22 protein-coding genes, 1 tRNA gene and 3 pseudogenes are annotated in these 26121 nt (G+C 65.1%); 12 read left to right on the top strand and 14 right to left on the bottom strand.

The window, feature by feature from the left end; translation table 11 throughout:
- Together LWE61_RS03255 and LWE61_RS03250 are read left to right on the top strand one after the other, a co-directional pair.
- A partial coding sequence (locus LWE61_RS03255) for an XdhC family protein (protein WP_234148556.1) occupies positions 1–880 on the top strand: 880 nt, incomplete at its 5' end.
- Complete coding sequence (locus tag LWE61_RS03250; protein WP_234148555.1) at positions 877–1476, top strand: nucleotidyltransferase family protein; 600 nt, start codon at positions 877–879, stop codon at positions 1474–1476. The genes LWE61_RS03255 and LWE61_RS03250, both read left to right, overlap by 4 nt.
- A gap of 27 nt (positions 1477–1503) precedes the next feature.
- Here LWE61_RS03250 and LWE61_RS03245 read toward each other — a convergent pair whose 3' ends face one another.
- Complete coding sequence (locus LWE61_RS03245; RefSeq protein ID WP_234148554.1) at positions 1504–2670, bottom strand: cytochrome P450; 1167 nt, start codon at positions 2668–2670, stop codon at positions 1504–1506.
- Between the two features lie 55 nt (positions 2671–2725).
- Between LWE61_RS03245 and LWE61_RS03240 the strand changes: the two genes are divergently transcribed.
- Positions 2726–3343, top strand: coding sequence for a TetR/AcrR family transcriptional regulator (locus LWE61_RS03240; protein ID WP_234148553.1), 618 nt, complete (start codon positions 2726–2728; stop codon positions 3341–3343).
- A 419-nt stretch (positions 3344–3762) separates the two neighbouring features.
- On the opposite strand, the gene LWE61_RS03235 is transcribed toward LWE61_RS03240, so the two are convergent.
- The 3 genes and pseudogenes from LWE61_RS03235 to LWE61_RS20895 form a co-directional block, all read right to left on the bottom strand.
- The gene (locus LWE61_RS03235; RefSeq protein ID WP_234148552.1) at positions 3763–4362 is read right to left on the bottom strand and encodes an MmgE/PrpD family protein; all 600 of its coding nucleotides are present in this window, start codon (positions 4360–4362) and stop codon (positions 3763–3765) included.
- 82 nt (positions 4363–4444) lie between these two features.
- Positions 4445–4567: a hypothetical protein gene (locus LWE61_RS20565; RefSeq protein WP_267961544.1), complete on the bottom strand. Its 123-nt coding sequence runs from the start codon at positions 4565–4567 to the stop codon at positions 4445–4447.
- Positions 4568–4688: 121 nt separating this feature from the next.
- Positions 4689–4850, bottom strand: a pseudogene (locus LWE61_RS20895) (hypothetical protein); the annotation flags it as partial.
- A gap of 352 nt (positions 4851–5202) precedes the next feature.
- Between LWE61_RS20895 and LWE61_RS20890 the strand changes: the two are divergent.
- From LWE61_RS20890 to LWE61_RS03190, 5 genes and pseudogenes are all read left to right on the top strand, one after another.
- Positions 5203–6568 (top strand): annotated as a pseudogene (locus LWE61_RS20890) (aldehyde dehydrogenase family protein).
- Between the two features lie 95 nt (positions 6569–6663).
- A complete protein-coding gene (locus LWE61_RS03205) occupies positions 6664–7218 on the top strand; it encodes an isocitrate lyase/phosphoenolpyruvate mutase family protein (protein ID WP_234148547.1) in 555 nt (184 codons plus the stop codon).
- A 378-nt stretch (positions 7219–7596) separates the two neighbouring features.
- Positions 7597–8460 carry a TauD/TfdA dioxygenase family protein gene (locus LWE61_RS03200; protein WP_234148546.1) on the top strand — a complete coding sequence of 288 codons (864 nt, stop codon included), beginning with the start codon at positions 7597–7599 and terminating at the stop codon, positions 8458–8460.
- Positions 8461–8490: 30 nt separating this feature from the next.
- A complete protein-coding gene (locus LWE61_RS03195) occupies positions 8491–9801 on the top strand; it encodes a phosphotransferase family protein (protein ID WP_234148545.1) in 1311 nt (436 codons plus the stop codon).
- 108 nt (positions 9802–9909) lie between these two features.
- Complete coding sequence (locus LWE61_RS03190) at positions 9910–10449, top strand: hypothetical protein (RefSeq protein WP_234148544.1); 540 nt, start codon at positions 9910–9912, stop codon at positions 10447–10449.
- A gap of 169 nt (positions 10450–10618) precedes the next feature.
- Here the strand turns inward: LWE61_RS03190 and LWE61_RS03185 are convergent, their stop codons facing one another.
- The 5 genes from LWE61_RS03185 to LWE61_RS03165 all read right to left on the bottom strand — a co-directional run bounded on the left by LWE61_RS03185 (position 10619) and on the right by LWE61_RS03165 (position 14337).
- Positions 10619–11362, bottom strand: a complete 744-nt coding sequence (locus tag LWE61_RS03185) for a GntR family transcriptional regulator (protein WP_234148543.1) — start codon at positions 11360–11362, stop codon at positions 10619–10621.
- A gap of 536 nt (positions 11363–11898) precedes the next feature.
- Complete coding sequence (locus tag LWE61_RS03180) at positions 11899–12108, bottom strand: hypothetical protein (RefSeq protein ID WP_234148542.1); 210 nt, start codon at positions 12106–12108, stop codon at positions 11899–11901.
- A 198-nt stretch (positions 12109–12306) separates the two neighbouring features.
- The gene (locus LWE61_RS03175) at positions 12307–12543 is read right to left on the bottom strand and encodes a Rossmann-fold NAD(P)-binding domain-containing protein (protein WP_234148541.1); all 237 of its coding nucleotides are present in this window, start codon (positions 12541–12543) and stop codon (positions 12307–12309) included.
- A 17-nt stretch (positions 12544–12560) separates the two neighbouring features.
- Positions 12561–12773, bottom strand: coding sequence for an NAD-dependent epimerase/dehydratase family protein (locus LWE61_RS20735; RefSeq protein ID WP_234148540.1), 213 nt, complete (start codon positions 12771–12773; stop codon positions 12561–12563).
- 412 nt (positions 12774–13185) lie between these two features.
- A complete protein-coding gene (locus LWE61_RS03165) occupies positions 13186–14337 on the bottom strand; it encodes an acyl-CoA dehydrogenase family protein (protein WP_326490596.1) in 1152 nt (383 codons plus the stop codon).
- A 152-nt stretch (positions 14338–14489) separates the two neighbouring features.
- Between LWE61_RS03165 and LWE61_RS03160 the strand changes: the two genes are divergently transcribed.
- The 4 genes from LWE61_RS03160 to LWE61_RS03145 all read left to right on the top strand — a co-directional run bounded on the left by LWE61_RS03160 (position 14490) and on the right by LWE61_RS03145 (position 19498).
- Positions 14490–15779 (top strand): thiamine pyrophosphate-dependent enzyme, encoded by a 1290-nt coding sequence (locus tag LWE61_RS03160; RefSeq protein WP_234148539.1) that lies wholly within the window; start codon positions 14490–14492, stop codon positions 15777–15779.
- A gap of 28 nt (positions 15780–15807) precedes the next feature.
- The gene (locus LWE61_RS03155) at positions 15808–16815 is read left to right on the top strand and encodes an alpha-ketoacid dehydrogenase subunit beta (RefSeq protein ID WP_234148603.1); all 1008 of its coding nucleotides are present in this window, start codon (positions 15808–15810) and stop codon (positions 16813–16815) included.
- 1 nt (position 16816) lies between these two features.
- Entirely contained in the window at positions 16817–18073 is a 1257-nt protein-coding gene (locus LWE61_RS03150; RefSeq protein WP_234148538.1) for a dihydrolipoamide acetyltransferase family protein, read from the top strand.
- 135 nt (positions 18074–18208) lie between these two features.
- Positions 18209–19498, top strand: coding sequence for an MFS transporter (locus tag LWE61_RS03145; protein WP_234148537.1), 1290 nt, complete (start codon positions 18209–18211; stop codon positions 19496–19498).
- Positions 19499–19776: 278 nt separating this feature from the next.
- On the opposite strand, the gene LWE61_RS03140 is transcribed toward LWE61_RS03145, so the two are convergent.
- From LWE61_RS03140 to LWE61_RS03120, 5 genes and pseudogenes are all read right to left on the bottom strand, one after another.
- Positions 19777–22578: a DUF3857 domain-containing protein gene (locus LWE61_RS03140; RefSeq protein ID WP_234148536.1), complete on the bottom strand. Its 2802-nt coding sequence runs from the start codon at positions 22576–22578 to the stop codon at positions 19777–19779.
- A gap of 232 nt (positions 22579–22810) precedes the next feature.
- A complete protein-coding gene (locus LWE61_RS20730) occupies positions 22811–24619 on the bottom strand; it encodes an ATP-binding protein (RefSeq protein ID WP_234148535.1) in 1809 nt (602 codons plus the stop codon).
- A gap of 471 nt (positions 24620–25090) precedes the next feature.
- Positions 25091–25612 (bottom strand): tyrosine-type recombinase/integrase, encoded by a 522-nt coding sequence (locus tag LWE61_RS03130; protein ID WP_234148534.1) that lies wholly within the window; start codon positions 25610–25612, stop codon positions 25091–25093.
- Between the two features lie 36 nt (positions 25613–25648).
- Positions 25649–25830, bottom strand: a pseudogene (locus LWE61_RS03125) (Arm DNA-binding domain-containing protein); the annotation flags it as partial.
- Between the two features lie 178 nt (positions 25831–26008).
- Positions 26009–26084 (bottom strand) — tRNA-Phe (locus LWE61_RS03120).
- Between the last annotated feature and the right edge of the window lie 37 nt (positions 26085–26121).

The following is a 26121-nucleotide window of genomic DNA, read 5'->3' as shown; positions in this document are numbered from 1 at the left end:
ATCGGGTCGCGTCATGGCCGCTAGCGATCAGGCTGCCCTCCTCGCCAGCGCGGGCGACGACATGGCGCTGTGCACGCTGGTCGGCATAGAGGGCAGCTTCTCCCGCCGCATCGGCGCGCAGATCGCCATCGCGCCGGATGGCCGGACGGTGGGCAGCCTGTCCGACGGCTGCCTGGAACGGCAACTGGCCGCCGACGCGCTGGCCGCCCGCGCGGCGGGTGAGGGGCCGCGGGTGATGCGCTATGGCCGGGGATCGCCGATCATCGACTTTCGCCTGCCCTGCGGCGGCGGCCTCGACATATTGATCGACCCCGCGCCGGACCGCGCCGCGCTCCAGCAAGCGACCCGGCGGCTGGCGGACCGGCAGGAGGCGCTGCTCCCCCTCCCCCTCCCCGCCGATGCCGCGCCCGGCCTGCTCGCCCACCGCGCCTATGTGCCCCGCCTGAAAACCCTGCTGTTCGGGGAGGGGCCGGAGTTCGCCGCCTTCGCCACCCTCGCCGCCGCCATGGGGGCGGAGGTGGAGGGCCATGGCCGGGCGGAGGCGGGCCGCAGCGGACTCGCGCTGGGGCAGGTGCCGCCGGCCATGACCGCCGACCGCTGGACCGCCATCCTCCTGCTGTTCCACGATCATGAGTGGGAGCGGGCCTTGCTTCGCTGGGCCGTCACCACCCCCGCCGCCTTCATCGGCGCGCAGGGCGGCGGCCCCGCGCGGGCGGAGCGCACGGCGATCCTGCGCGCCGACGGGGTGGCGGAGGACGCCATCGCCCGCATCCGCAGCCCCATCGGCCTGATCGCCAGCGCCCGCGACCCGGAAGTGCTGGCCCTGTCCGTGCTGGCGGAGATCATCGCCGCCTATGAGCAATTGCACCCGCACCGATGAGCAGCCTCGTCGCCATCCTCGCCGCCGGGCGCGGCAGCCGGTTCGGCGGGGGCAAGCTGGATGCACCCTGCGCGGGGAGGCCGCTGGGCCGCTGGGTGCTGGACGCGGTCGCGGCGGCGGGCCACCCCCCCGGCCTGATCGTCGTGGGGCCGGACGCGCCCGCCTTTACCGGGGACGCGATGGCCGATGGCTGGGCCATCCTCACCAACACCCGGCCGGAGGAGGGGATGGGCGGCTCCGTCGCGCTCGCGGCGCGCCATGCCGACGGCCTGCGGGCGCAGGCGCTGCTGCTGCTGCTGGCGGACATGCCGCTGATCGGCGCGGAGCGTATCGCCACCCTTGCCGCGCACCCGCCACTCACCCGGCCCGTCGCCACCCGCTATCCCAGTGGAAAGCCCGGCGTGCCCGCCCGCTTTCCCGCGTCGATGCTGGCCGACCTCGCCGCGCTGGACGGGGACCGGGGCGCGGCCAGCCTGCTGCGCGACCGGCCCGACGTCCGTCTGCTCGATGCGCCCGCCGACGCCCTGACCGACGTGGACGACGCGGACAGCCTCCGCCGCGCCGAACGCCTGCTCCTCAGCCCCGGTCGCCGCTAATCACCGCATCCCGCACCTCATAACTCATCAGCGCCGCGCGCCAGCGCGTCGGGCGCGCGGGACAGGGCGATGCCCGGCACGCGCAGCCGCCGGTCGACGAACACCCCTGTTTCCTGCAACGCGACCTGCGACCCCGGATAGCGGTGATTGCCGTCGCCAAAACTCATGTAGGAACCGGTCATCCGCATCCGCGCCGCCCGCTCCGGGTCGATCTGGAACGGGCATGGTCCCCGTCACCGCCTCGTCGACATTGGCGGCGCGAATGTCGAGCGCGAAGACATCGCCGCTGGCAAAGGGCCGCGCGTCCGCCGCGCTCGCGCCATCCTCTCCGCCCGGCGATAGAGGAGCGCCGCGATCGGCTCCAGCCGCACTCTCTCCTCCAGTATCGCCATCTGCCCCGCCTCGTCCGCGCGCAGGACATCCGCCCGCAGATCCGCCTTCTCCAGCAGGTGCCAGGCCACCACGATGATGAATTCGCGCGTCGTGACCATGCCCGCTGTCGCATAGGTCATACATTCGATCAGGATCGCCTTGTCGGAACAGCCTTCCGCCAGCCGGTGGGAAATGATGTCGGCGCCCTGTCGCCCTCGCCGCGCCGCGCCGCGCCGCAATCGCCGGCTTCACGTCCGGCACGACAAAGCGCAGGCCGTGCCGGCGCGACAGGACCGGCCCGAACAGGCGCTGCACCCATCCGCCGCGCTGCACGATGGCGCTGTCCAGAGTCGCATGGATGCGCCGCGCCATCGCCGCCGGGTTGCTGGCGGTCAGGCCCACGATGTCCGCCGCGACATTGACCGCCAGTTGAAAGCTGATCGCGTCCAGTGTCGCCTGCCCGGTCCGGCGGAACTCCACGATCGGGGCGTCCGTCGTCTCCTCCATCACCCGGCGATAGCGGGTGGCGATGGCCTTTGGCGTAAAGAAGCGGGCGATGGCGCTGCGGCGACGGCGATGCAGTGCGCCATTCAGGAAGAAGACGGAGAGATGGTCGGGATTGTCGATGGGGATGGCCTCCGCGCCCGCGCCCGCCTGCCCATCACGCGACGGCGCAGGATGTCGCGCGCCCGCTCGAACCCGCCGACGCACCCACCGCACGCCCGGCTCCACCGTCACCCGCTGCGCGGCCAGCGTAGCGGATTTGTGATCGTCGCGGCCATGCCCCATCGGGCCGGACGGCATCGGCTGGCTGGTTGACATGGCATCCCGCGCCCCATAATGATCTATTGTGGATCACAAAAGCCGGAGAGATGTGATGTCAACGCCGCTGGACGCCCGTATGCAGCGCAGCCGCCGGACCCTGCGCGACGCGCTGCTGGCGGTGCTGGAGGAAAAGCCGTTCGACCAGATCACGGTGCGGGAGATCACGGCCCGCGCCAAGGTCGGCTACGCGACCTTCTTTCGCCATTATGCCAGCAAGGAGGCGCTGCTCCACGACCTCGCCGCCGGGGAGATTGGCGACCTGCTGGACATGGCCGTGCCCGTGTTGTTCGTGGCCAACAGCCTGGAATCCTGCCGGGCGATGTGCGCCTATGTCTATGAACGGCGCGTGTTGTGGACCGCCCTGCTGACCGGCGGCGCGGCTGGCACGGTGCGCGACGAGTTCATTCGGCAGGCGCGCATCGTCACCGCGCGCGCGCCCACCCGCTCGAACGGGCTGCCCGGCGACCTTTCCACCGTCTGGGCGACGGGCGGGTGCATCGACGTGCTCGCCTGGTGGCTGGCGCAACGGACCCCCTATTCGGTGGAGCAGGTGGCGGAGATCGTCGACCGGCTGATCGTCGGCCCCATCGTCGCCGACTCCCGCCCCAAGGACGAATCCGCCCGCCGCCCGCTCCCCGAAAAACACGCCGCCACTATCCGCATGAACTGACCCGCGGGGCTGGTCGCCGCAAGGGGCATGGAGGGACCATGGGGCGGCGGTTATGATACAGGCTGTTCCATGAAGAGCTTGGCTTGAGGCGGTGGCCTGTGGGTGTGGCCTATGGGTCTGGTCTGTGGGTCTGGTCTGTGGGTCTGTCACTCCGAAAGTGGCAACGGGGAGCCAGCCGCTCCAACGCCCTCCCCCCTTTGCCCTGTGTCGCTCGGTCCCCTTTCCCCTTCTCACGCCGTCTCCCTACCCTTTTTGTCCCTCGCCCGCCTGCAACTCTCCTTCGCCCCCTCTCCGAAACCACCCTTTCGGTTGGTCATCTTGTAAATCACTCCGCCCTTCCGCCCGGCATGTCACCGACCGCCCCGACCCGCCACCCCTCCGCGCGGAGCAGCGTCATCAGCTCGACAACCGTCCTGTTTTCAGGGTCCAGCACCGCGTCGAGAATCGCATCGGCCTGCCCAACCGTGACAGTCATCGTGGCTGACGCCCGAAACTTTTTCGCCAGCGTGACCGTCACCCCACCGGAGGAAAAGGTCGGGAAGCTGGAGGTCAGGCAGGCCGAACCGCCCCTTCAACAGGCAGGTCGCGACCACGAACTGCGCGCTGAACTTCGCCTCATAATCGCTGCCGGGCCGCTCCTTCGCCTGCGCTGGCTCCGCAATAATATGGAGGGTCGGCTGCGCGAGATAGGCATCGACGCGGACGATCTCCGCGCCTGCAATCTCGCCATGCAGTTCGATGGCGGCGTCGGCGCAGCCATGAAGGAAATGGCAGACCGGATAGGGCTTGAGCGCCGTATCGCCAAACCACCAGTCCGCGCCCAGACCATCGGTCAGTTCGCCCTGATCGACCTCGCTGCCATGAAGATGGGTTTCGAACAGACCGAACTTCCCCTCATAGGGTCGCAACGGTCCCTTGAAGCCATTCTGGGCAAGCCGAGCGGCGGTAATCCTCGCCACCGCGCCCCAGTTGCAGCTGGGATGGACCCGCTTGGTCCATGCGCCATCCTCGAGAAACACCTGGATTCCCGATGTCGTGCTGCCAGTAATTCCCTGCGCCGCTGCATCTGGCCTGCGTCGAGGCCGAGCAGCCTGCCCGCCGTCACGGCCGAGGCAAAGCGGGACACCACGCGGTCGCATGATAGCCGACATGGTGGAAGCCGCCCTTGATCGCGCCGCCGATGCGGATGACCGTCTCCGCCCCCGCGAGGAAAGCGGCCAGCATGTCCGCCCCGCTCCCCCCGATCGCTTCGCCCAAGGACAAAGCAACGGGCAGGCTGGTGCAAAGTCGGATGGATGATGCTGCCCAGATGCATGTCGTCGAAATCAAGGCCATGGATCAGGATAGCATTGACCATGGCGGCGTCGCGCAGTTCGAGGCGCTCCGATCGCCCCAGCACCGAACAGCAACCACCGCCCCCCAGCGCCAGACCGCCCGCCATCGCGCTGGCGGCATAGTCATAGGCATGGGAAGCAAGGCCGAGGCCGAGCGCATCCAGAATATGCAATTCGCGCGGGTGATGACCGGTTCCGGAACATCAGGCAGGTGCAGGTCGGCGGCAAAACAGGCTATCCCCTTGCTCGCCGTCCCTGTGGGAAGCAGTTCCCTCTCCATGCCTGTCCCTCAATCTTGCTCTGCTCTGCCGTCTGACAGCCTTCCGATAATAGTCAACTGTTGACAATTTGACATGGCTGGGGAATATTGGAGGGAAGAGAGAGGAGCCTGCGGATCGCGAGGGTGCGGGAAACGGGCGGGCCGGGACAGGCTCGCCCGGAGGCGATAACGGGTAAGGATGTCCTTCCCGCCGACGCCGCCCCAGCGGTCATTGCCCGTCGCTATCGCCGGATTTGGGACATGGCATGGCGGAAACCTATCAACTGTTCATCGGCGGACAATGGCGGGACAGCGGCAACGGCCACACCATGCCAGCGATCAATCCTTTCAATCAGCAGACATGGGCGCACATCCCGGTCGCGACGCCCGCCGATGTCGCGGACGGCAACGCCGACCGGATGGCGCTGCTAGAAACCACCGACAACGGCAAGGTGATCCGCGAGGCGCGAACCCAGATGGGCTATGCCGCCCGCGTCTATCGCTTCTTCGCCGGCTATGCGGACAAGATCTGGGGCAATGTCATCCCCTGAACCAGAAGGGCGTGCTCCATCTGGCGATCTGCGAACCCTATGGGGTGATCGTCGCCATCACCGCCTGGAATTCACCCGTCACCTTGCTGGCCAACAAGCTGGCGGCGGGCAATTGCGTGGTGGTGAAGCCATCCGAACATGCGTCGGCGACGATGCTCGAATTCGCCCGGCTGGTGGAGCAGGCGGGCTTTCCGGCCGGCGTGGTCAATGTCGCCACCGGCGAGGCGGAGGTGGGCAAAGCTCTGGTGACAATCCGGACGTGGACAAGGTCAGCTTTACCGGCAGCCCGGCGGTGGGACGGGAAATTGCCGCAATGGCGGGCCCCAACCTGGGCCCGGTGACGCTGGAACTGGGCGGCAAGTCGCCCAACATCATCTATGCCGATGCCGACCTCGACCGGGCCGTGGTGGGCGCACTGGCCGGGATATTCGGTGCGACGGGGCAAACCTGCATCGCCGGGTCGCGCCTGGTTGGTGCAGCGCCCTGTCTATGAGGAGGTGGTGCGCAGGCTGGCGGAACGGGCGGGCCGAATCGTGATGGGCGATCTGCACGATCCGGCGACGTAGATGGGCACGGCGGCCAATGAGCCGCAGTTTCGCCGCATATTGGGCTTTATGAAAGCGCGAAGAAGGATGGCGCCCGCCTAGTCGCAGGGGGTGAGCGAGCAGGCGACGAGGCGCTGGCGGGGGACTTCTTCATCCAGCCCACCATTTTCGCCGATGTCCACAACGACATGAGACTGGCGCACGAGGAGATATTCGGCCCGGTGCTGGGCATCATCCCCTTCGATACGGAGGACGAGGCGATCCGCATCGGCAACGACACGCCCTATGGCCTCGCCTGCGGCATCTGGACGCGGGATATCGACCGGGCGATGCGGATGACCCACGCGATGCGCGCCTGCGTGGTCTGGGTGAACACCTATCGCACGCTGGCCGCACAGGGACCGTTCGACGGCATGAAGGATTCGGGCTTTGGCCGTGAGCGGGGCGCACAGGGCCTGCTGGAATTCACCACCACCAAGAATGTGATGATCGATTATTCGGGCGACGTGCACGACGCGTTCGCGATGAAGCTGTAGGACGCGCCATGACCTATCTTCTCGCCGAAAACCTGCCCGACGGCCTTGCCGGGGAGCGATTCCGCTAGGCCGTCGAAAGACCTGGCATCTATCAGTTGCCCGGCGCCTATAACGGCCTGTCCGCCCTTCAGGCGCGGCAGGCGGGGTTCGAAGGGCTCTATCTGTCGGGTGCGGCCATGTCCGCATCCATGGGCCTACCCGACTTGGGGGTCATCACGATCGATGATGTATGCTTCTTCATCCGTCAGGTTGTGCAATCGTCGGGATTGCCAGTCCTGATGGATGGAGACACCGGCTTTGGCGAGGCGCTGAACGTCATGCACATGGTCCGCGCCTTTGAGGAGGCAGGCGCGGCAGCGGTCCAGATAGAAGATCAGTTGCTGCCCAAGAAATGCGGCCATCTGAACGACAAGAAACTGGCCCCCGCCGCCGACATGGCGGCCAAGGTCGCGGCGGCGCGGCGCGCGCAAGCATCTCTACATCGTCGCGCGCACCGATGCGCTGGCGAGCGAGGGGCTGAGCGGGGCCATCGCGCGCGCCAAACTCTATGTCGAGGCGGGGCCGGCTCGATTTTTCCGGAGGCGCTGGGCGACGCCGAGGCATTCCGGCGCTTCTCCGCCGAAGTGCCAGTGCGCTACTCACCAACATGACCGAATTTGGCCGCACGCCCAATATGACGGCGGATCAGTTTACCGCGTTGGGCTACAAGATGGTGATCTGGCCGGTCAGCGCGTGGCGGGCAAGGTGCACAACGAACTCTATGCAGCGATCAGGGCGGGACGAAGGCCATGCAGGATCGAATGCAGACGCGGGCCGAACTATATGAAACGATCGGCTATCATGCCTATGAGGCACTGGACCGGTCCATCATCCAGTCGGTGGTGCCCACGGAACTCTAGCGACAGAGACGGCTAAGCAGGGCCATCGACTTGAAAATCGTACATATTCTTAGTCTTTTACTGATCCCGGTGTGGGCGCAGGCGCGTGATGGGTGCAAAGCCAACCGAGACAGGACAAGGTGTTTCGCCATGACAGTCGGGATCGGCCCCATCAAGCCGCTGATCGGTGGCATCGTCCATGTCGACACGGCGCATCCGACCGACCCGGAGGTGGTGGAGGATCGCGGTGTGCTGCTCTTCCCGCAGATCCACGCCACCGACGACGAACAACTGGCGCTGACCGATGCGCTGGGCAACCGGGTCAATTTCACCCACAGCGTGCCCGGTTTGGATGCCACCCATCAGGACGTGTACAAGATCACGCTGAACAAGAGCGTGAACAGCGAGCCGGACTATGTGCTGGGCACCTTCCTCTGGCACATCGACGGCATCGCCATCGACCAGCCGCTGCTCAAGGCCACGCTGGTCTCCGCACGGACCCTGTCGAGCGAAGGGGGATCGACCGAATTCGCCAATCTTTACGCCGCCCACGACAGGCTGTCCGACAGGGAGACGCCTAGCCGACATGCGCGTGATCCACACCATAGAGGCGGCGGTGCGCCCCGTGTTAGGCATCCCGCCGCAGGACCGGCTGGCGCGCTGGCGCGCATGGCCGAGCCGATGGAGCAACCGCTCGTCTGGACGCACGACGATGGGCGCAAGTCCCTGTTGCTGGGCAACCATACGGACGGCATCGTCGGCTGGCGAGGGCCGAACGGCCGCTCCCTGCTGTGGCGGCTGATGCAATGGGCGGCGCAGCCCAATTTCGTCTACACGCATGAATGGCAGGTCGGTGACCTCGTCCTCTGGAACAACAAGAGGCCGATGCGCCGTGTCGTGCCCTATACCGATCCGGACCGAGTGATGCATCGCACCACTATCGCGGGAGGAGAAAAGCCGGAGCATGCCACGTCGGCGGAGGCGATGGCCAAAATGCTGGAGACTGTCTATTGAGGCCAGTGGAACGATGATGACGGGGATGGGATGAGCGACGCGGGCGTTGTAATGCTGGACCATGTGCGGGGCGATGCGACGGGCATGACGATCCCCGCGCATGTCGACGCGTTCCGGGCGATGGGCGCCGACTTTCTGACGCAGGCCTTCCGCGCCTTCGGCGCCATCTCGCCCGACAATGCAGTCACCCGCATCGTCGCGCTGGAACCCTGCGCGGGCGGCAGCACCGGGCATAAATTCTACCTGACGCTGGACTATGCCCGCGCCGAACCGGGCGTCGACCGGGATCTGTTCCTGAAATTCTCCCGCGACTTCACCGATGCGCGGCGTGACTGGCAACGGACCGAGATGGACAGCGAGGCGCGCTTCGTCGCCCTGTCGCGGAAGGCGGATTTCCCGATCCGGGTGCCGGTCGGCTATTTTGCGGATTATGAGACGGCGACAGGCACCGGCATCATCATCACCGAACGCATCGGCTTTGGCGAGGGCGCGATCGAACCGCACCGGCGCAAATGCCTCGATCATGAGACCATGGCCGACCCTCTCCCCTATTATCGTGCGTCGGTGACGGCGCTCGCCCGGCTGGCCGCATCGCACAAGGCGGGCACCCTCGCCCCCGAGATAGAGGCGCGTTTTCCCTCGGATCCGGTGACGGGGTCCGCCGATCCCATCGCCTATAGCGCAGCGGAACTGGATTCCGAGCTGGAGCGATGTTTCGCCTTCGCGCGCAAGGCCCCGCAATTGTTGCCCGAAACGGTCCGGGCGGAAGCCTTTCTTGCCCGGATGGCGCACGACGCCCGACGCATCCGCGCGCATGAGGAAAAGATCCAGCGATATTTGCGAGGCAATGCGGACCTGATCGCCCTCTGTCACTGGAACGCCCATATCGACAATCTCTGGTTCTGGCGGGATGAAGCCGATGGCCTGCAATGCGGCCTGATCGACTGGGGCCGGGTCGGGCAGATCAGTTTCGGCTCGGCGCTCTGGGGCGGGCTGAGCGCGGCGCATCCCGTCATATGGGAACGGCATCTGGACGAATTGCTCGCCCTGTTCGTGGCGGAATATCATGGCCATGGCGGCCCCGCCATCACGGTGGAGGAACTGGAATTCCACCTGACGCTGCACATGGCGGCGATGGGCGTGGCGCGGGTCTTGGCCTTTCCGGAAATCATCCAGTTCCGCTTGCCGGAGTCAGTGAACGCCACGGGCCTGCGCGACCCGATGTTCCGCACGGTCGATCCGGCCCGCAACTGCCTGACCGTCTATGGCAATTTCCTGACCTATTGGCATCGGCGCGATTTCGGCGCGCATCTCGACCGGCTGCTGGAACGCATCGGCTAGGATCGCCGCGATTTTTGCGATTTTCCGCTGAAATCCGCGCCCGTCGTGCCATTCTAGGCATGTCAGGAGTTGCATCATGTCCATGGGAGCCGTCGGTTCGAACACCCCTTGTCCAACAGCTTGCAGGCGAAAGGCCTGTCATCCCGGACCATCGTGCTTATCCAGTCCGACCTGAAGGACGCGCTCCAGACATCGTCCGGCACCAGCCCCAAAGTGTCGGACACTGATGTCCGCGCCCGGCTGGACGCGCGGCTGGCGGAGGAAGTTGTATCGGGCAAGATCAGCGCGGAGGATGCCGCGACAGTCGGCCAAACGCTGGACGAGGCGGACGCTGCGGCGAAAGGCGACGCATCCGCCACCACGCATGCGGGCGGCGGCGTGAAATCCGGTGGCGGCGGGAGCGAATCCCACGAAGACGGAATTATCGCGCGTCAGCACCGTGTCGGGCGGCATCAAGACAACCGTCATCACCTATACCGACAAGACCACCTAGACAAAGACCAGCGTCGCGACCGACAGCGTCACCAAGGCGGCCGACAACAAAGGCAAGGCCGCCGAACAGACCGCAAGGGAGTATCTGGAGACCACCGAACCGGGGTCGCTGTTCGACGCCTATGCCTGATGGCCGACGCCATGGCCGTGGACTAGCGGATCGATACTTCGCCGGTCGCGACGCGCGCCGCCCAAGATGATCCCGCGGCCCCGCGCCGCGCCTTCCACAACCCGGTCCGCGCATAATATTCTGGCCGCGAACGCATCACCCATTTCCGTTGGGCCAATCCCTGTCGGAAAGCCATCCGACGGAACGCAACCCTCCCTAGCCCAGCGAGCCTATACGACCGGGCTTGCGGGACAGCGGGCCGACCGGCTCCGGTACAGCCGCACCCTCCGCCGCCAGTTGCTCCTCGACATAGCGGCGCGCGTTGCGCAGGTGGCGGCGCATCGCGGCCTCCGCCGCAACGGAATCGCGCGTGGTCAGGGCAGCGATAATCTCCTGATGCTCCTGCAAAGCCTCCTGCGCCCGGCCCGGCTTGGTGCTGGACTTGTAGCGATAGACGCGCAGCAGATAATAGAGATCGCCCAGCAGCATCTGGATCAGCCGCTGGTTGCCGCTGCCCGTCACGATGCTGAAGTGAAAGTCGTAGTCCTTCGACTCCTGATAATAGCCGGTGCCATCGCGGACGCTCTTCTGGCCCTCATGATCGTCGAGCAGCCCGGCGAGCGCGGCAATGTCCGCATCGGACATGTGCCGGGCCGCCAGTGCGCAAGCCATGCCTTCCAGAGCCTCGCGCACCTGCAATATCTCGCGCAGGTCGCGCAGCGACAGCGCGGCCACGCGTACCCCGATATTGGGCTTGCGTTCCAGCAGCTTGCGCCCCTCCAGCCGCCGGATCGCCTCGCGCAGCGGCCCCCGGCTGACGCCGAGAGAGGTCGCCAGCGCCTGTTCGGACAGGCGGCTGCCTGGTTCCAGCGTGCCGCTGATGATCGCCGCCTCCAACCGCTCCGCGACGATATCGACGAGGGACTGCACCTGCACTTTCTGGTCAAGCCTGTCCGTCATCGAATGTCGTCGTCCCCTGTTAGTCCCATGCGTGGTTCAGGGTTTAGCCGCATTGCCCGGAGGATGGCTAGGCCCGATCCACCCGCCTGTGTCAGGCGGGCACCCGCGCCGCGGCGAACTGGCCGGCGCTCTTGCCCGACAGACGGCCAAAGATCGCGCCGTTCATCAGGCCCGTGCCACCCGGATAATTCTGGTAGAACAGGCCGTCGACCAGCTCCCCCGCCGCATAAAGGCCGGGGATCGGCTTTTCGACAAGGTCGAGGACATTGCCGCTGGTGTTGTCTTGAGACCACCGAACGTGAAGGTGATGCCGCAGGTCACGACATAGCCGCTATAGGGCGGAGTATCGATCGGCAGCACCGACGCGCTCTGTTCCTTGGCAGAAAGCGCCGCACAGATGACCGCATTGCCGGCACCCCAACACGATCACATCCCAAGCCTTTTCGGCCATACCCTGTGTCTCCTATAACCCTTCCATAGATAAGCGGACAAAACACAAACTGTCAGCAGCTGACAAAATCACCATGCCAAGCCTGTCAATCAGGGCCATTCTCACCCCGCGACCAGTCTCCAGGGGTGTCGAGATAGGCTTCCAGTTCGCGCCAGTGACGATCCCACCCCGGACCGCGACGGGCAGGCGGGACCTGGCGCTCCACCATGCGGCGAGCACGAGCGATGGGGTTTTTGTCCGGCTTTTCCAGCCGGGCGCGGATCGAGCGCAAGATATTGTCACCGCCATCGTCCATGCCTGCGTCCCCTTATACTCGCCGGGATAGGCGCTCTGCCGCCCATGCTCAAGGCAGATAAGGTGGTCGGGACTGCGCGACAGCCAACGAGTCACCTGCCGATCATGCACAAGATATTCACGCTGAGACTGCGGAAGAGAACGACACCTGCAAGCATTATTCAGATATTTCGAACAGCTATCTATTCCCTGACAGAGATCATGCGGCCTGCATCGCGCGCCATGCGATCAGGCGTCGTAACCCCTCCTCGATACCGATTTCGAGACGCCAGCCGAGCAGACGGTCGATCTTTTCGCGGCTAAGGTCCAGTTGAGTGCTATTAGTGGATTTCGCCGCGCCACCGCCATCCACATAATGCACCTCAAGATGAAAGTCTGTGATGGTGAGCAACAACTCCACGATGCGTTTGATCGTCGTCGGCTCCCCCACCACCACGTTCAGAATTTCATCTGTCAGTCGGACGCCATCGCCATGACATTGGCGCGCGCCACGTCTGCGACATGGATGTAATCATGAACCTCACTGCCATCTCCCGACAGGTGTGGACGCTCTCCTCTCAAGATGCGGTCGTAATTCTGGATTATGGTCAGCGCGTTTTCGTCGATCAGGCCTGCCCCCGGCTCGCCATAGGCCGCGATAGAGGAGGAAAAGATTAACTTCTTCACGCCCGCTTAGCGGCAGGCTTCGAACACATTGACCTGCCCTGAACATTGACGGCAAGGCCCAGAGGCGGGTTCTGGGTCAGGGGGGCAGGGGGGCAGGAAACCGGCAATGGCAAAGACACCATCAGCACCCCTGAAGGCATCATACAGGTCGTTGACACGTAATATGTCACACCCCGAACCAGCGTGACCCAGTCATCGGTATCGAGATGAGCAAATGTCTCCGGTGTGCCGAGCGCAAAATTGTCGAGCAGCACCACCGCCCGCACCCCCTCTGCCAGCAGCCGATCCGCGCCATGCGAGCCGATCAGGCTTGCCCCGCCAGTTATCACGAAACGTCCACCGCTTATCTACATGGGCCATTCTCTCTCACCCGATGAGTGCCGCGGCCCCTTAAAACTGTCAACAGTTGGCGTTAAAGGCCAATCTGTTCCCGCCCGATCAGCATACGGCGTATTTCGTTGGTGCCTGCACCAATATCGAGGAGCTTGGCATCACGCAGATAACGCTCCACCGGCCAGTCGGTGGTATAGCCCGCCCCGCCTAGCGCCTGCACCGCGTCCAGCGCAACTTTCACAGCGTTCTCGCTGGCCAGCAGGATCGCACCCGCCGCGTCAAAGCGGGTCGTCCGGCCCGCATCGCAGGCCCGCGCCACGGCATGCACATAGGCCCGGGCAGAGTTAAGGCCGACATACATGTCTGCCACTTTCGCCTGCATCAACTGGAAGGCACCTATGGGCTGTCCGAACTGCTGCCGCTCCCGCACGAACGGGATCACCGTATCGAGGCACGCCTGCATGATGCCCAGTTGAATACCCGCCAGCACCGTCCGCTCATAATCAAGACCGGACATGAGGATAGCAACGCCCTGCCCTTCCTCCCCCAATCGATCCTCGACCGGCACCTCGCAGTCGGCAAAGACCAACTCTGACGTTGGCGAGCCGCGCATGCCCATCTTGTCGATCTTTTGCCCGACGGAGAAGCCGGGACTGCCTCTGTCCACCAAAAAGCCGGTGATGCCGCGTGATCCAGCAGCCGGATCGGTCTTTGCATAGACTACAAGCCTGTCCGCCACGCTGCCGTTGGTGATCCAATATTTCGTGCCATTGAGGATGTAGCGCCCCCCCCGCCGCTCTGCACGCAGAGCCATGGAGACGACGTCCGACCCCGCCCCCGCTTCCGACATGGCCAGTGCGCCGACATGTTCCCCCGACAGGAGTTTGGGAAGGGTGCGCGCCTTTTGCTCTGCTGTCGCCCAGCGGCGAATCTGATTGATGCACAGGTTCGAGTGTGCACCATAGCTGAGACCGACGGAGGCTGAAGCGCGGGCGATCTCCTCCGTCGCCACGACATGCTCCAGATAGCCGAGGCCCAGACCGCCATCAGCCTCCTCCACGGTGATGCCATGCAGGCCGAACGTACCCATCTGCGGCCAGAGATCGCGCGGGAACCAGTCTTCCGCGTCGATACGCCGGGCCAGCGGGGCAATGTGGTCAACGGCGAAGCTGCGTGTGGTGTCCCGCACCATGTCCGCCGTATCACCCAGCGCAAAGTCGAAATCTGCCACGATCCTCTCCTTTTCTCACTCAACCCCGAAGAGGCTCCCATGTTGCTCGAACGCAATAGTAGGCCTCATAAGGTGGGACAGGTCAGGGCATGATAGCAACCTTTTCATATCTGCTGCGTCATGATGGTGATGGAGAGGATGCCAGAACAGCCATGACGCGCCCCATTGCCCCTGCCGCCGCCCCATTATCCAATCGTCCGCCGCTGGAACTGCATGTACCACAGCCGGCTGCCCGTCCCGGCGAGGAGGCGGATTTCAGCGACATTACCATTCTTGCCGCCGGGAGCGCAGAACGGCCGGAAATAGGCGCACCTGCAGCGACCTTTCGCGATCTCGCCTATGGACTGATCCGCGTGCTGGACGAGGATGGGGCAGCAGTGGGACCGTGGAATCCCGACTTGGCCCCGGAAACTCTGCGCCGCGTGCTGCGCGCTATGGCGCTGACCCGCGCGTTCGACGACCGTATGTTCCGGGCCCAGCGGCAGGGCAAGACCAGTTTTTACATGAAGAGCCTCGGAGAAGAGGCAGTGGCGGTGGCGGCAGCCTTTGCGCTGGACGATGACGACATGCTCTTCCCCTCCTACCGCCAGCAGGGACTGCTGATCGCGCGGGACTGGAGCATCGAGGACATGATGAACCAGATTTATTCCAACCGCGCTGACCGGCTGAAGGGTCGGCAGATGCCGATCATGTATTCGGTACGGGAGAAGCATTTCTTCTCCATCAGTGGCAACCTGACCACCCAATATCCGCAGGCGGTGGGATGGGCGATGGCCAGCGCCGCGCGTGGCGACACGCGCATCGCCGCCGCATGGTGCGGGGAAGGGTCGACGGCGGAGGGGGACTTCCATTCAGCCTGCACCTTCGCCTCCGTCTATCGCGCTCCGGTGATCCTGAATGTGGTCAATAATCAATGGGCGATCTCTTCCTTCTCCGGCTTTGCAGGCGGGGATGAGACGACATTCGCGGCACGCGGCGTCGGCTATGGCATCGCCTCGCTGCGGGTCGATGGCAATGATCCGCTGGCGGTCTATGCCGCAACCCGGTGGGCGGCGGAGCGGGCGCGCTCCAACCATGGGCCGACCCTGATCGAACATTTTACCTATCGGGCGGAAGGACATTCGACCTCTGACGATCCCACCGCCTATCGGTCGGGGGAGGAACCTGAATCATGGCCGCTGGGCGACCCGATCCGGCGGTTGCGGGATCATCTTATCACAATAGGCGAATGGGACGGGGAACAGCACGCGGCGATGGACGCGGATGTCGCCGGGCAGGTGCGCGCCGCACAAAAGACCGCAGAGAAGAATGGCATCCTCGGCCATGGCCTACACCATCCGATGGAGACGATGTTCGAGGATGTGTTCGCCGACATGCCCTGGCATCTGAAGGAACAACGCAAGCAGATGCTCGACGAACGCAGGGCGACCGGCCTTGAGTAGCACGCCCCGCCCCGCTGCCGGACCGGGCATGACGATGATCCAGGCGATCAACAGCGCATTGGACGTGATGATGGCGCGCGACGATGCTGTCGTCGTGATGGGGGAGGATGTCGGCTTTTTCGGCGGCGTCTTCCGCGCGACGGCGGGATTGCAGAAGAAATATGGCACCAACCGCGTGTTCGACACCCCGATCACCGAATGTGGCATCATGGGCGTCGCCATCGGCATGGGCGCCTATGGCCTGCGCCCCGTCACCGAAATCCAGTTCGCCGACTATATCTATCCCGCGCTCGACCAGTTGGTGAGCGAAGCGGCACGGCTGCGCTATCGCTCGGCGGGGGAATATAGTGCGCCGCTGACCATCCGCTCACCCTTTGGCGGGGGCATCTTTGGCGGGCAGACCCACAGCCAGTCGCCGGAGGGCATCTTCACCCATGTATCCGGCCTCAAGACCATCATCCCGTCCAACCCCTATGATGCAAAGGGCCTGCTGATCTCTGCCATAGAGGATGACGACCCGACCCTCTTCTTCGAACCCAAGCGGCTCTACAACGGTCCCTTCCATGGCCATTATGACCAGCCGGTCGCGAGTTGGGCGGGTCATCCCGCGAGTGCAGTGCCGGACGGCCATTATCGCGTACCGCTGGGACAGGCGGCGGTGGTGCGGGAGGGGATGGATGTAACCATCCTCTGCTATGGTACCATGGTCCATGTCGCGCTGAACACCATTGCCGAGATCGGCGAGGTGGACGCGGAAATCATCGACCTGCGCACTCTCATACCGCTCGACATTTCAACCATCGAACGGTCGGTGCGCAAGACCGGTCGCTGCCTGATCGTGCATGAGGCAACCCGGACTGGCGGGTTCGGGGCGGAACTGTCCGCGCTGGTACAGGAACGCTGTTTCTATTCGCTGGAGGCGCCGGTGGAGCGTGCCACAGGCTTCGACACACCCTATCCGCACAGTCTGGAATGGGCCTATTTTCCGGGACCGGTGCGCATCCGCGAGGCACTCAAGCGCATATTGAGGGACTGACATGGCACGTTTCACCTTTCGCCTGCCCGACATTGGCGAAGGCATCGCCACCGCCGAAATCGTCGCTTGGCATGTCCGGCCGGGAGACAGAGTCGCGGAGGACCAGCGGCTGGCCGACATGATGACCGACAAAGCGACGATCGAAATGGAGTCACCGGTGGCGGGAAGCATAATCGAACTGGCGGGCGAGCCGGGGGACCGGGTCGCGATCGGAGCGACGCTGGCGGTTATCGACATGGAGGAGGATAACGGAACTGCAGATGCTGTCTCCGTCTCGCTGCCTTCCGAGCGCGCCGAAAGACCAACTACTCCTTCCAGCATCCCGCCTGAAGACGAGGGCGATCCCTCTACAGATTCGGAACGAAAGGATACCGAAGATAAAGCCCCCAACGAGGCCCGACGCAAGATTCTCGCCTCCCCCGCCGTGCGCGCCCGTGCCCGCGACCTCGGTATCGATCTGGCGCAGGTGCAGGCAGAGGGAGAGCATATCCGCCATGCCGACCTCGACGCCTTCCTGCGTTATGGCCGGGAACAGGGCTATGCCTCCGCCACCGGCGCGGCGCGGCCCGACGAGCATGTGAGGGTCATCGGCCTGCGCCGCCGCATCGCCGACGCCATGGCCGAATCCAAGCGCAACATCCCCCATTTCAGCTATGTCGAGGAAATCGACGTCACCGCGCTGGAGGGGATGCGGGTGCAGCTCAACGCGCATCGGGGGGAGCTGCCCAAACTCACCCTGCTGCCGCTGCTCATTACCGCCATCTGTCGCACCGTCCCCGACTTTGCGATGATGAACGCCCGCTATAACGATGTGGCGGGCATCGTCACCCGCCATGGCGCGGTGCATATGGGCGTGGCGACGCAGACCGCGGGCGGGCTGCTCGTCCCCGTCATCCGGGAAGCGCAGAGCCGGAACATCTGGCAACTCGCGGCGGAGATCGCCCGGCTGGCCGAGACCGCACGGAGCGGCAAGGCGACCAGCGCCGAACTGTCCGGTTCCACGTTGACGATCAGTTCGCTGGGCGCGCTGGGCGGGATTGCGTCCACCCCCGTCATCAACCGGCCGGAGGTCGCGATCATTGCCCCCAACCGGATCGTGGAGCGGCCAGTGCTGGACGGGGAGGACATCCGCCGGGCGCTGGTGATGAACCTGTCGATCAGTTGCGACCATCGCGTCGTCGACGGGTGGGACGCGGCCAGTTTTGTGCAGGCGATCAAGCGGTTGCTGGAGGCTCCGGCGCTGTTGCTGGCGCCCTGATTTTTCAACATTACCAACCGAAACGCCCTTTCCCGACAAAAAGGATACGCATCGGTGTCAATATTTCCGTGACGGACGGCGACGGCTGGGGCAGACTGGCGCGCAATCGGCAGAATCGTCTGGGAGAGGACGGGCATGTATTTCAGCGAATTCCGGCTGCACTGGCAGCCGCTTCTGGCCGCGAGCCTGGGCCTGGGCCTCGGCTCCGCGCTGGGCCATTATACGATGAGCTTGTTCGGCCCCGCCCTGCTGGCGGAATTCGGCTGGTCCAAGGCGCAATTCGCGCTGATCGGCTCCATTCCGCTCATCAACCTGCTGTTCGTGCCCTTTGCAGGACGGTTTACCGACCGTTTCGGGTCGCGTCTGGCCGCAATTATCGGCTTTACCGCCCTGCCGCTGGGCTTCCTCGCCTTCACCTTCATGCAGGGCAGCATCGCGGTCTTCTTCGCCATCTGGGTGGTGCAGCATATCTTTGGCATATTGACGACGTCGCTGGTGTTCTGCCGGGTGATCGTGGAGCGGTTCGACAGCGCGCGGGGCATCGCCCTGTCGCTGGTGATGACCGCGCCGCCCCTGTTCGGCGCCATCGCCGCGCCACTGCTGGGCGCGCTGATCGACGCGGAAGGATGGCGCGCGGGCTATCTCGCGATGGCCGCGATCACCGGCGCGGGCGGCCTGATCGCGATCATCGCCATGGGCCGCAGCGAGCGCAAGGCGGCGGCGCAGGCCGCCGCAGAGAGCGCAGCGACCAAGCCCAAAATCCCGTCCAGCCTGTCGGGCAAGGAACTGGGCGCGCTGCTGCGCCATCCCACGCTGATCCTCATCATCGCGGGCATGTTTCTGGTCAATATCCCCGGCGTCTTCGCTTCCTCCCAGCTCAAGCTGGTGGTGATGGACAATGGCGTGTCGAGCGCCAATGCGACATGGATGATGTCCCTCTATGCCATCGGCGTCATCATCGGGCGCTTCCTGAGCGGGCTGGCGCTGGACCGGGTGCCCGCGCATCTGGTCGCCATCGCGACGCTGGGCCTGCCCGCCATCGGCTATCTGGTGCTGGCGTCCCACATCACGACGTTCAGCCTGCTGGCACTGGGCGTCGGCATCATCGGCTTTGCACAGGGGGCGGAAAGCGACGTGGGCGCCTTCCTGATCTCCCGCCGGTTCGACATGAAGAATTTCAGCCTGCTGCTGAGCCTGCTGACCACCATGATCGGCGCGGGGACGGCGGCGGGATCGGTGATCCTGTCCATCGCGCTGCACAATACGGGCAGCTATGTGCCGTTCCTGCTGATCTCCGCCGTGGCGACGATATTGGGCGCGCTGCTGTTCGCGCTGACCGGCAGCCGCCGCGCGCGCAAGGGCACGCCGGAGGCCAGCGTGGAGGACAAGGTGATCGAGCAGGCGATGGCGGGCGAGATCGGGTAAGGAGAGGGGACGCCGGATCAGGGCGGCATCCCTTAGCAGCATGTGTCCCCTCTCCGTTGGCGCTGTTCAAGCGAGGCGCGTGACCCGCGTGAACAGAACGAACGGTGTGATGTCTGAGAGTGTCGGATTGGTTCCTCGTCGCGACTTGCCCACCTCGTCGTCGGCACGGCGGGGCGGCGGATCGGAAGGCGGCGTCCGTGGCCGGGGAACCACCCTCGCCATAATCCCAACCGCAGGCCTGAATCATCGCCTCTCGTCGGTCAGCACCGCACCGCCGCTCACGGTCGCACGCCGTAGCGCGCATAGACGGTGTCGATGTGCGGCGACAAGTGCCGTGCGATGGCCAAGTCGACCGCACCGTCTTGCGCCCGGCCCAGCCGGCCCAGCACCACGCCGCGCAGGTAGCGGCTGGCCTGCGACCCCGGCACCGCGGCCAGCACCGCGTTCAGGTCGGCCAGGGCATCCTCATAGCGCCCCAGCCGGAACCCGATGAGCGCGCGGCTGTCCAGCGCCTTGTGCGCGTCCGTGCTCAGTTCGATGGCGCTGGTGCAATCCTTGAGCGCGGTGTCGATCATCACCGATCGCGTGCCCTTGATCCAGCAGCGGATGTTGAGCAGCACGGGACTGCCCGGCTTTTCCGCGATCAGATCGTCCATGATCGCCAGCGCCGCCGCCGGATCGCCAAATTCGCCCATCACATCGGCCTTCATCCGGCGGTAGCGGTCGCGCGCCTCCCCGCCGATCTCGATCCGCTGGTCGAGCAGCGCCATCGCGCCGGGCAGGTCGCCCGTCTCCGCCAGCAGTTCGGCGGCGATATTATTGGCCCCCTCCGACGAGGGGTCGAGGGCCTGCGCCTTTTGCGCGTCGGCCAGCGCCTCCTTCAGGCGGCCAAGATCGCGCAGCAGCCGGGCGCGCTGGCGATAGCTGTCGCTGGTCGGAGCGACGCGAATGGCGCTGGCGAAGTCGGCCAGCGCGCCGGTGCGGTCCCCGATGCTGCGCCGCATCTTTGCCCGGTCGATCCATGCGCTGGCATCGCCCGGCTCCAGCGCGGCGATGGCGGTCGCATAGATCGCCTCCGTCGCGGCGACCTGTGTCGCGCCCGCCGGATCGCGGCCGCGCATGTCCCACGCGCGCAGGGCGTTGGCCGGGGCGACGATGCTGGGCAGGCGGGTTCTGGCCCGCGCCAGTCGGTCACGCTCGGCGGGAATGTCGCTCGCGGGGATCTCCGTGCCCAGAGTGTCGAGGCGCTCCTCCACCGTCACGACGCCGTCGGCCAGCGTGGTGGAGCGGCTGAACGCCCGCCCGGCGACCCGGTCGACGACCGTCCCCTCCCCCTCGATGGTGAAATCGCGGCCGCCATTGGGCAGGCGCAGTCGCAGGGTGAAACGCAGCGCATGAGGGTCCGGCGTCACCACCGGCACGGCGGACCAGATCGCCTTTGTCCGGTCGGGGTTGAAGGTGATTTCGCCCAGCGACCGGGTGGCGGGGCGCTTCATCCGCTTGTCCCGCCATGTCCACAGGCTGTCGCGCACGCCCCGCGCGGTCAAGGTGGTGGTGGCCGCCGCCTTGTCCTCCACCATGGTGATGGAGGAATAGTGGCCGTTGCCGACGAACCTGTCGAAGAAGCCGCCCAGGATGCGGTCGCGCTGGCGGGCGTCCATCTGGCCGGTCATGGTGCCGAGACCCGCCGCACCGGGACCGCGCAGCACGATCCGTGCGGTGAAGGCGCTGGGTAGGTCGATGCTGCCGCTCTCGTCTGCATCGATGGCGATGTCCATGCCGGGGCGCGCATCCGCCTGCATCGGCAGCGGCATCAGCTCCGCCCCGCCCGCCCGGACCGGCAGGACATGGCGAAAGGCGGGGGTGTCGCCAATATCCTCTATCCGCGCACCATTGCCGGTGCCGTCGAGCCACAGGCTGCGCCCGTCGATCACCGCGCGGACCAGCACATGGTCGAAGGCGGCGGCGCTGGGCAGCCGATCCGGCACCATGTCGCCCAGCCGCGAACTGGCCAGCACCGCCTCCGCCTCTATCCCCGCGCCATGCAGCAGGGCGAGCAGCAGCAGCGTCTTCGCCTTGCAGTCGCCATAGCGCAGCGCCCATGTCTCCTCCGGCTTTTGGGGGACATAATTGCCGCCGTTCATGCCGACCTGGAGATAGCGGATGCGGTCCTGCACCAGTTGCAGCGCGATCTGCGCCCGGTCGAGCGGGGTCGCGCCCACCCTGACCGCCGCGACTTCCGCCGCCAGCGGGCCGTCCGGCCGGATGAGGCCGTCGGTGGCGTAGAGGGCCGCGAACACCTTCGACACATCCGCCCAGCCGGAGAAGGTGGACAGTTCCAGCAGCGGCGGGCGGCGGAAACGCGGCGGGGCGTCGCCGGGCATCTCCGGCTGGCGGGCGACCGGCAGGGGGATCAGCAGTTCGGTAAGGCCGCCCTTCTGCACCGGCTTCGCCACGATGCCGTCGCCCTGCGCCTTCCACCGCAGGCCGCTCTTGCCATCCCACAGGATGCGCGCCCGGCCAAAGCCGACCCGCATGGGCGCGGGCATCAGCGGCATCGGATATTGGACATGGCCGGACAGCGCCGCGTCGCTGATCGTCGTCGAATAGCGCATACGCAGTATGTCACCGACCTGAAGCCCCTCCACCGGCATCGTGGCCGACAGGAGGCCCGTGAGCTGGCGCTGCTCCAGCCCCTGTTCCCGGCGCAGCACGGTGAACGTCTTGCCCGCCGCCAGCAGGTCGATCTCCTGCCCCGCCCGCACGATCCGCAGCTCGTGGATGATGAGGTCGCCCTTGTCGGGCATCCACGGCTGGGTCAGGGTGGCGAGCTGCCCCAGCATCTCCGCCGACGCGATGCGCGAGGCGACATCGGTATAGACCCACAGCCGGCCATCCTCGATGCGCAGTTGCTGGTCATGGATCAGGCGGGTCGGCGCATCGGCGGCGGTCGATGCGGCGGGGTCCAGCACCGCCTTCGCCACCCATGCGGGCGCGGGCTGGTATAGCGGCACGTCCCCGGCATGGGCCGCCGTGGTCGCCAGCAACAGCCCGACGAGACCCGCACAATATCGCCCCATTACCTACCCCCGCCGCGCCTGAAAACTGATAATGCTCCTTATGTGCAACAGGATGAAGGATCAATAGAGCGGCAGTAAAGGGCATGACGAACGTTCGGACCGGCGCCCGTTCAGGGGGGGGGGGGCGGATAGTGGGCCGTGCCAGCCTGTCGCTGCCCCATCGCCGGGGAGCAGGCCCGGACACGATGCCGGATCGGACACGGTAACCCCGACCCACCCCTTCCGCAGCCCGTCAGCGCCCCGCCCGCTGCACGACCGAGTGCACCATGTCGACCAGCGCCTGCTTGCGGAACGGCTTGGCGATGAAGGCGAAACCGCCCGCTCCCCCGTCGGCCGCCAGCGGCACACCGGACATCAGCAGCACAGGCAGGCCATGATCGTCCCGCAATTGTGTGGCGAGCGCATGGCCGCCCATGCCGCCGGGCATGTCCATGTCCGTGATGACGATGTCGAAACGGCCGCCGCCCCCCACCGCGTCCAGCGCCGAGAGCGCATCCCGCGCGCTGACGATGGTCCAGCTTTCCTCCGCCAGCCCTTCGCGCAGGGCGCTCAGCACCGCCTGGCTGTCATCGACCAGCAGGATGGATAATGGCGCGCGGGCCGCCGGGGCCGGGCGCTCGACCGCCTGCGCCGGCGCGACGACGGCCTCCCCCTCCACGATCGGGATGAAGAGGGTGACGTTGGTCCCCTGCCCCAATACGCTGTCGATCCGTGCGAAGCCGCCCGACTGGCGCGCAAAGCCATAGACCTGCGCCAGGCCCAGCCCGCTGCCCCGTCCCTCCCCCTTGGTGGTGAAGAAGGGCTCGAACGCCCTTTCTATAGTCTGGGGCGACATGCCGTCGCCATCGTCCCTGACGGAGATGGAGGCGAAGCGGCCCGGCGCCACGTCCATGCCGCCCGGCATGTCCCCATCCAGCACCGTCACCGCCACCGTCACCCGGATCAGGCCGCCATGGGGCAGCGCGTCACGCGCATTGACCACGAGGTTGAGGAGCATCGCCTGAAACTGCGCCGCGTCGATATTCGCCATCGCCGGGGACGGGCACAGGTCGAATTCGATACGGATGTCGCCGCTGACCGCGTGCAGGAGCAGCGCCCGAAACTCCTCCACGATGCGGATGAGATCGCCCGACTGGGCCTGCAACGTCTGCTTGCGTGCAAAGGCGAGCAGGCGCGAGATGAGGTCAGCGCCGGACTCCGCCGCCATGATCGCCGACGTCGTCAGCGCGCGCGTGCCATGCAGCGGCGATTTCAGCAAAATCGCCTCCAGATTGCTGATGATGACCGTCAATATATTGTTGAAATCATGGGCGAAGCCGCCGGTCAGGCTGCCCAGTGCCTCCATCTTCTGCGCCTGGTACAGCGCCTCCGACGTGCTCTTATGATCCCCGATCTCGCGCTTGAGCCGTTCGTTGGCCGCGTTGAGTTCATGCGCGCGCGCGGCGAGGGTCGCCCCCAGAAGCTGCGTCCGCTGGAAATCGCGGCTGAACGATATGGCGGTAAAGCTGGTGACGCCCAGAAAGGCAAAGGTCATCGCCGCCGCCGCCATGCTCTGCATCGTGCCCTGCAACAGCAGCGACAGCGCAAAGGGCAGCAACGCCGGGATGGTGAAGCCCAGCGCGGTCGGCAGGTGCGCGGCATGGAGCGAGGCCGCGCCCGCGCAACTGCCGCCGATCACAAAGGCCCATATCCATTGCGAAGACGTGGCCTGCGTCATCGGAAAGATCGGCCCGACCCCCCACAACATGCCGGAGAGGATGGCGCCCAGCACCGAAACCCGCACCCAGAAGCTGATGTCGGATCGCGGGTCCGCCGCGACGCGAAACCGGGCCGCGGCAATGCCCCGTCCCACGGAGACGATGCCGACGCAGATCAGCCAGGCGAGACTATTCGCGGAGAGACTGCCCTGTCCCACCATGAGGACGATCAGTAACGCATTGATAAAACTGACGATTAACGTACCCGGCAACCGCGAAAAGACGGTCAATACAGCCTCGAACCGGAAATCGGGCGGGCCGTCGGATAAGGATAGCTGGGACACCGCGCGCTCCGCTGCCTTGGGACATGATATGCGACGCGACCCTATTCTTGATTTTACATAGAATAATGCGCCCGACAAGGAAAGGCCGGGTAACGGATTTGCGGGCGTTTCGATGAGGGGGAAGGTGTCAGGCGCTGCTCAGGCTGGCCCTGTGCCGACGGGGCAGGGCAGCACAAAAGCCAGAGTTGTGCGGGCTTTGCGACATTCCCAGAGATTGGTAGGAAAGTGGTGCTGGGGACGGAAACAGTATTTATCGCAAATATTTGATATTAAATTACAATAATTAACTTGTGAAAATCATTACCATCAATACGTACCGCCAACATATTTTTATTTCGGCGGTTCGGTTCCATCATCAACAATGTGGAATATAATGAAACTATTTGAGATACTCAATATATACTATCACTGCCTACATCCTCTTCCTTAAATCGACCTTGGATGTTGGTCAGGCAGCCTCCCAAACGCGGTTCAGAGCGTCCATAGTGCATCGCCGCTATCGCCGCCGTAGTATCCAAATTGGGAATAGCACACTAAACGCGGCCGGCCTTGGTCACCACTTTTCTGCAAACTTGCAGTTTGCCACCTCAGGCTTTCGACGCCGATAATCGCAGCCCTATGCTTGACCTTGGGCGTGATCAGCGCGCCACGCAAATCACTGGCAGGATCGTGCTGAGCGCGGCCTGTGGCGATGGCATAGCGGAAAAGAGTGCTGAGTGTTCCGCGCAGCCGATTCGCTGTCTCGTGGCGCCCCCTGACTTCGACTTTGCGCAGGACTTCCAGGATCTCGGGCGCCGATATGTCCCGCATCATCCGCTGCCCGAGCGTTGGCCGCACATATTCCAGCAACCAGCGGTTCTTCTCGATCGCCTTTTCGGCCCGGCCTTGAAGCTTCAATCGCTCGAGATATTCCTCGGCGATCTGTTCCACCGTGCCGGTCTGAAGCAAGCATGCCTCGGCCGCCTCGACCTTGCGCTTGCTCGACGGGTCCATGCCGGTGGCAAGGATTCGCCTTATCTCGTCGCGTCTTTCACGGGCGAGCGCCAGTGAAACGTCGGGATAGACGCCCGCCGACGGGTTCGCTGCTTTTTCTGGAAGCGGTAATTGACCCGCCAGTAGCGCGCGCCGTTGGGCATGATGATCATATAAAGGCCACGCGCGTCGAGGATTTTATAGGGACGCTCGGCAGGCTTCGCGTTGTTCACTTTCATCGCAGACAGCATAGGGTAACTCCTCTGGGGTACCCCGGAAAATAGCTACCATGTTTCGCCTTAAAAGGTTGCGAGATGCAACTGGACGTCCTGACACGCACTGGGTTAAAAACCCGCGCAAATCCGCCATTCTTGCGAGATGGCCTGGATTTTTCTGGATCGTCCTGAGGAGAACAAGTGGTGCCCGAGGACGGAGTCGAACCGCCGACACTGCGATTTTCAGTCGCATGCTCTACCAACTGAGCTACTCGGGCACGGGCCTTGACCGGAACGGCTGGACCGCCTCGCGAT

Origin of the sequence: Sphingobium sufflavum (assembly GCF_021403115.1) — a bacterium.
GTDB classification, from domain to species: Bacteria; Pseudomonadota; Alphaproteobacteria; order Sphingomonadales; family Sphingomonadaceae; genus Sphingobium; species Sphingobium sufflavum.
The sequence above is the reverse complement of the archived record's forward strand: the minus strand, read 5'-3'. Positions and strand labels throughout refer to the sequence as shown.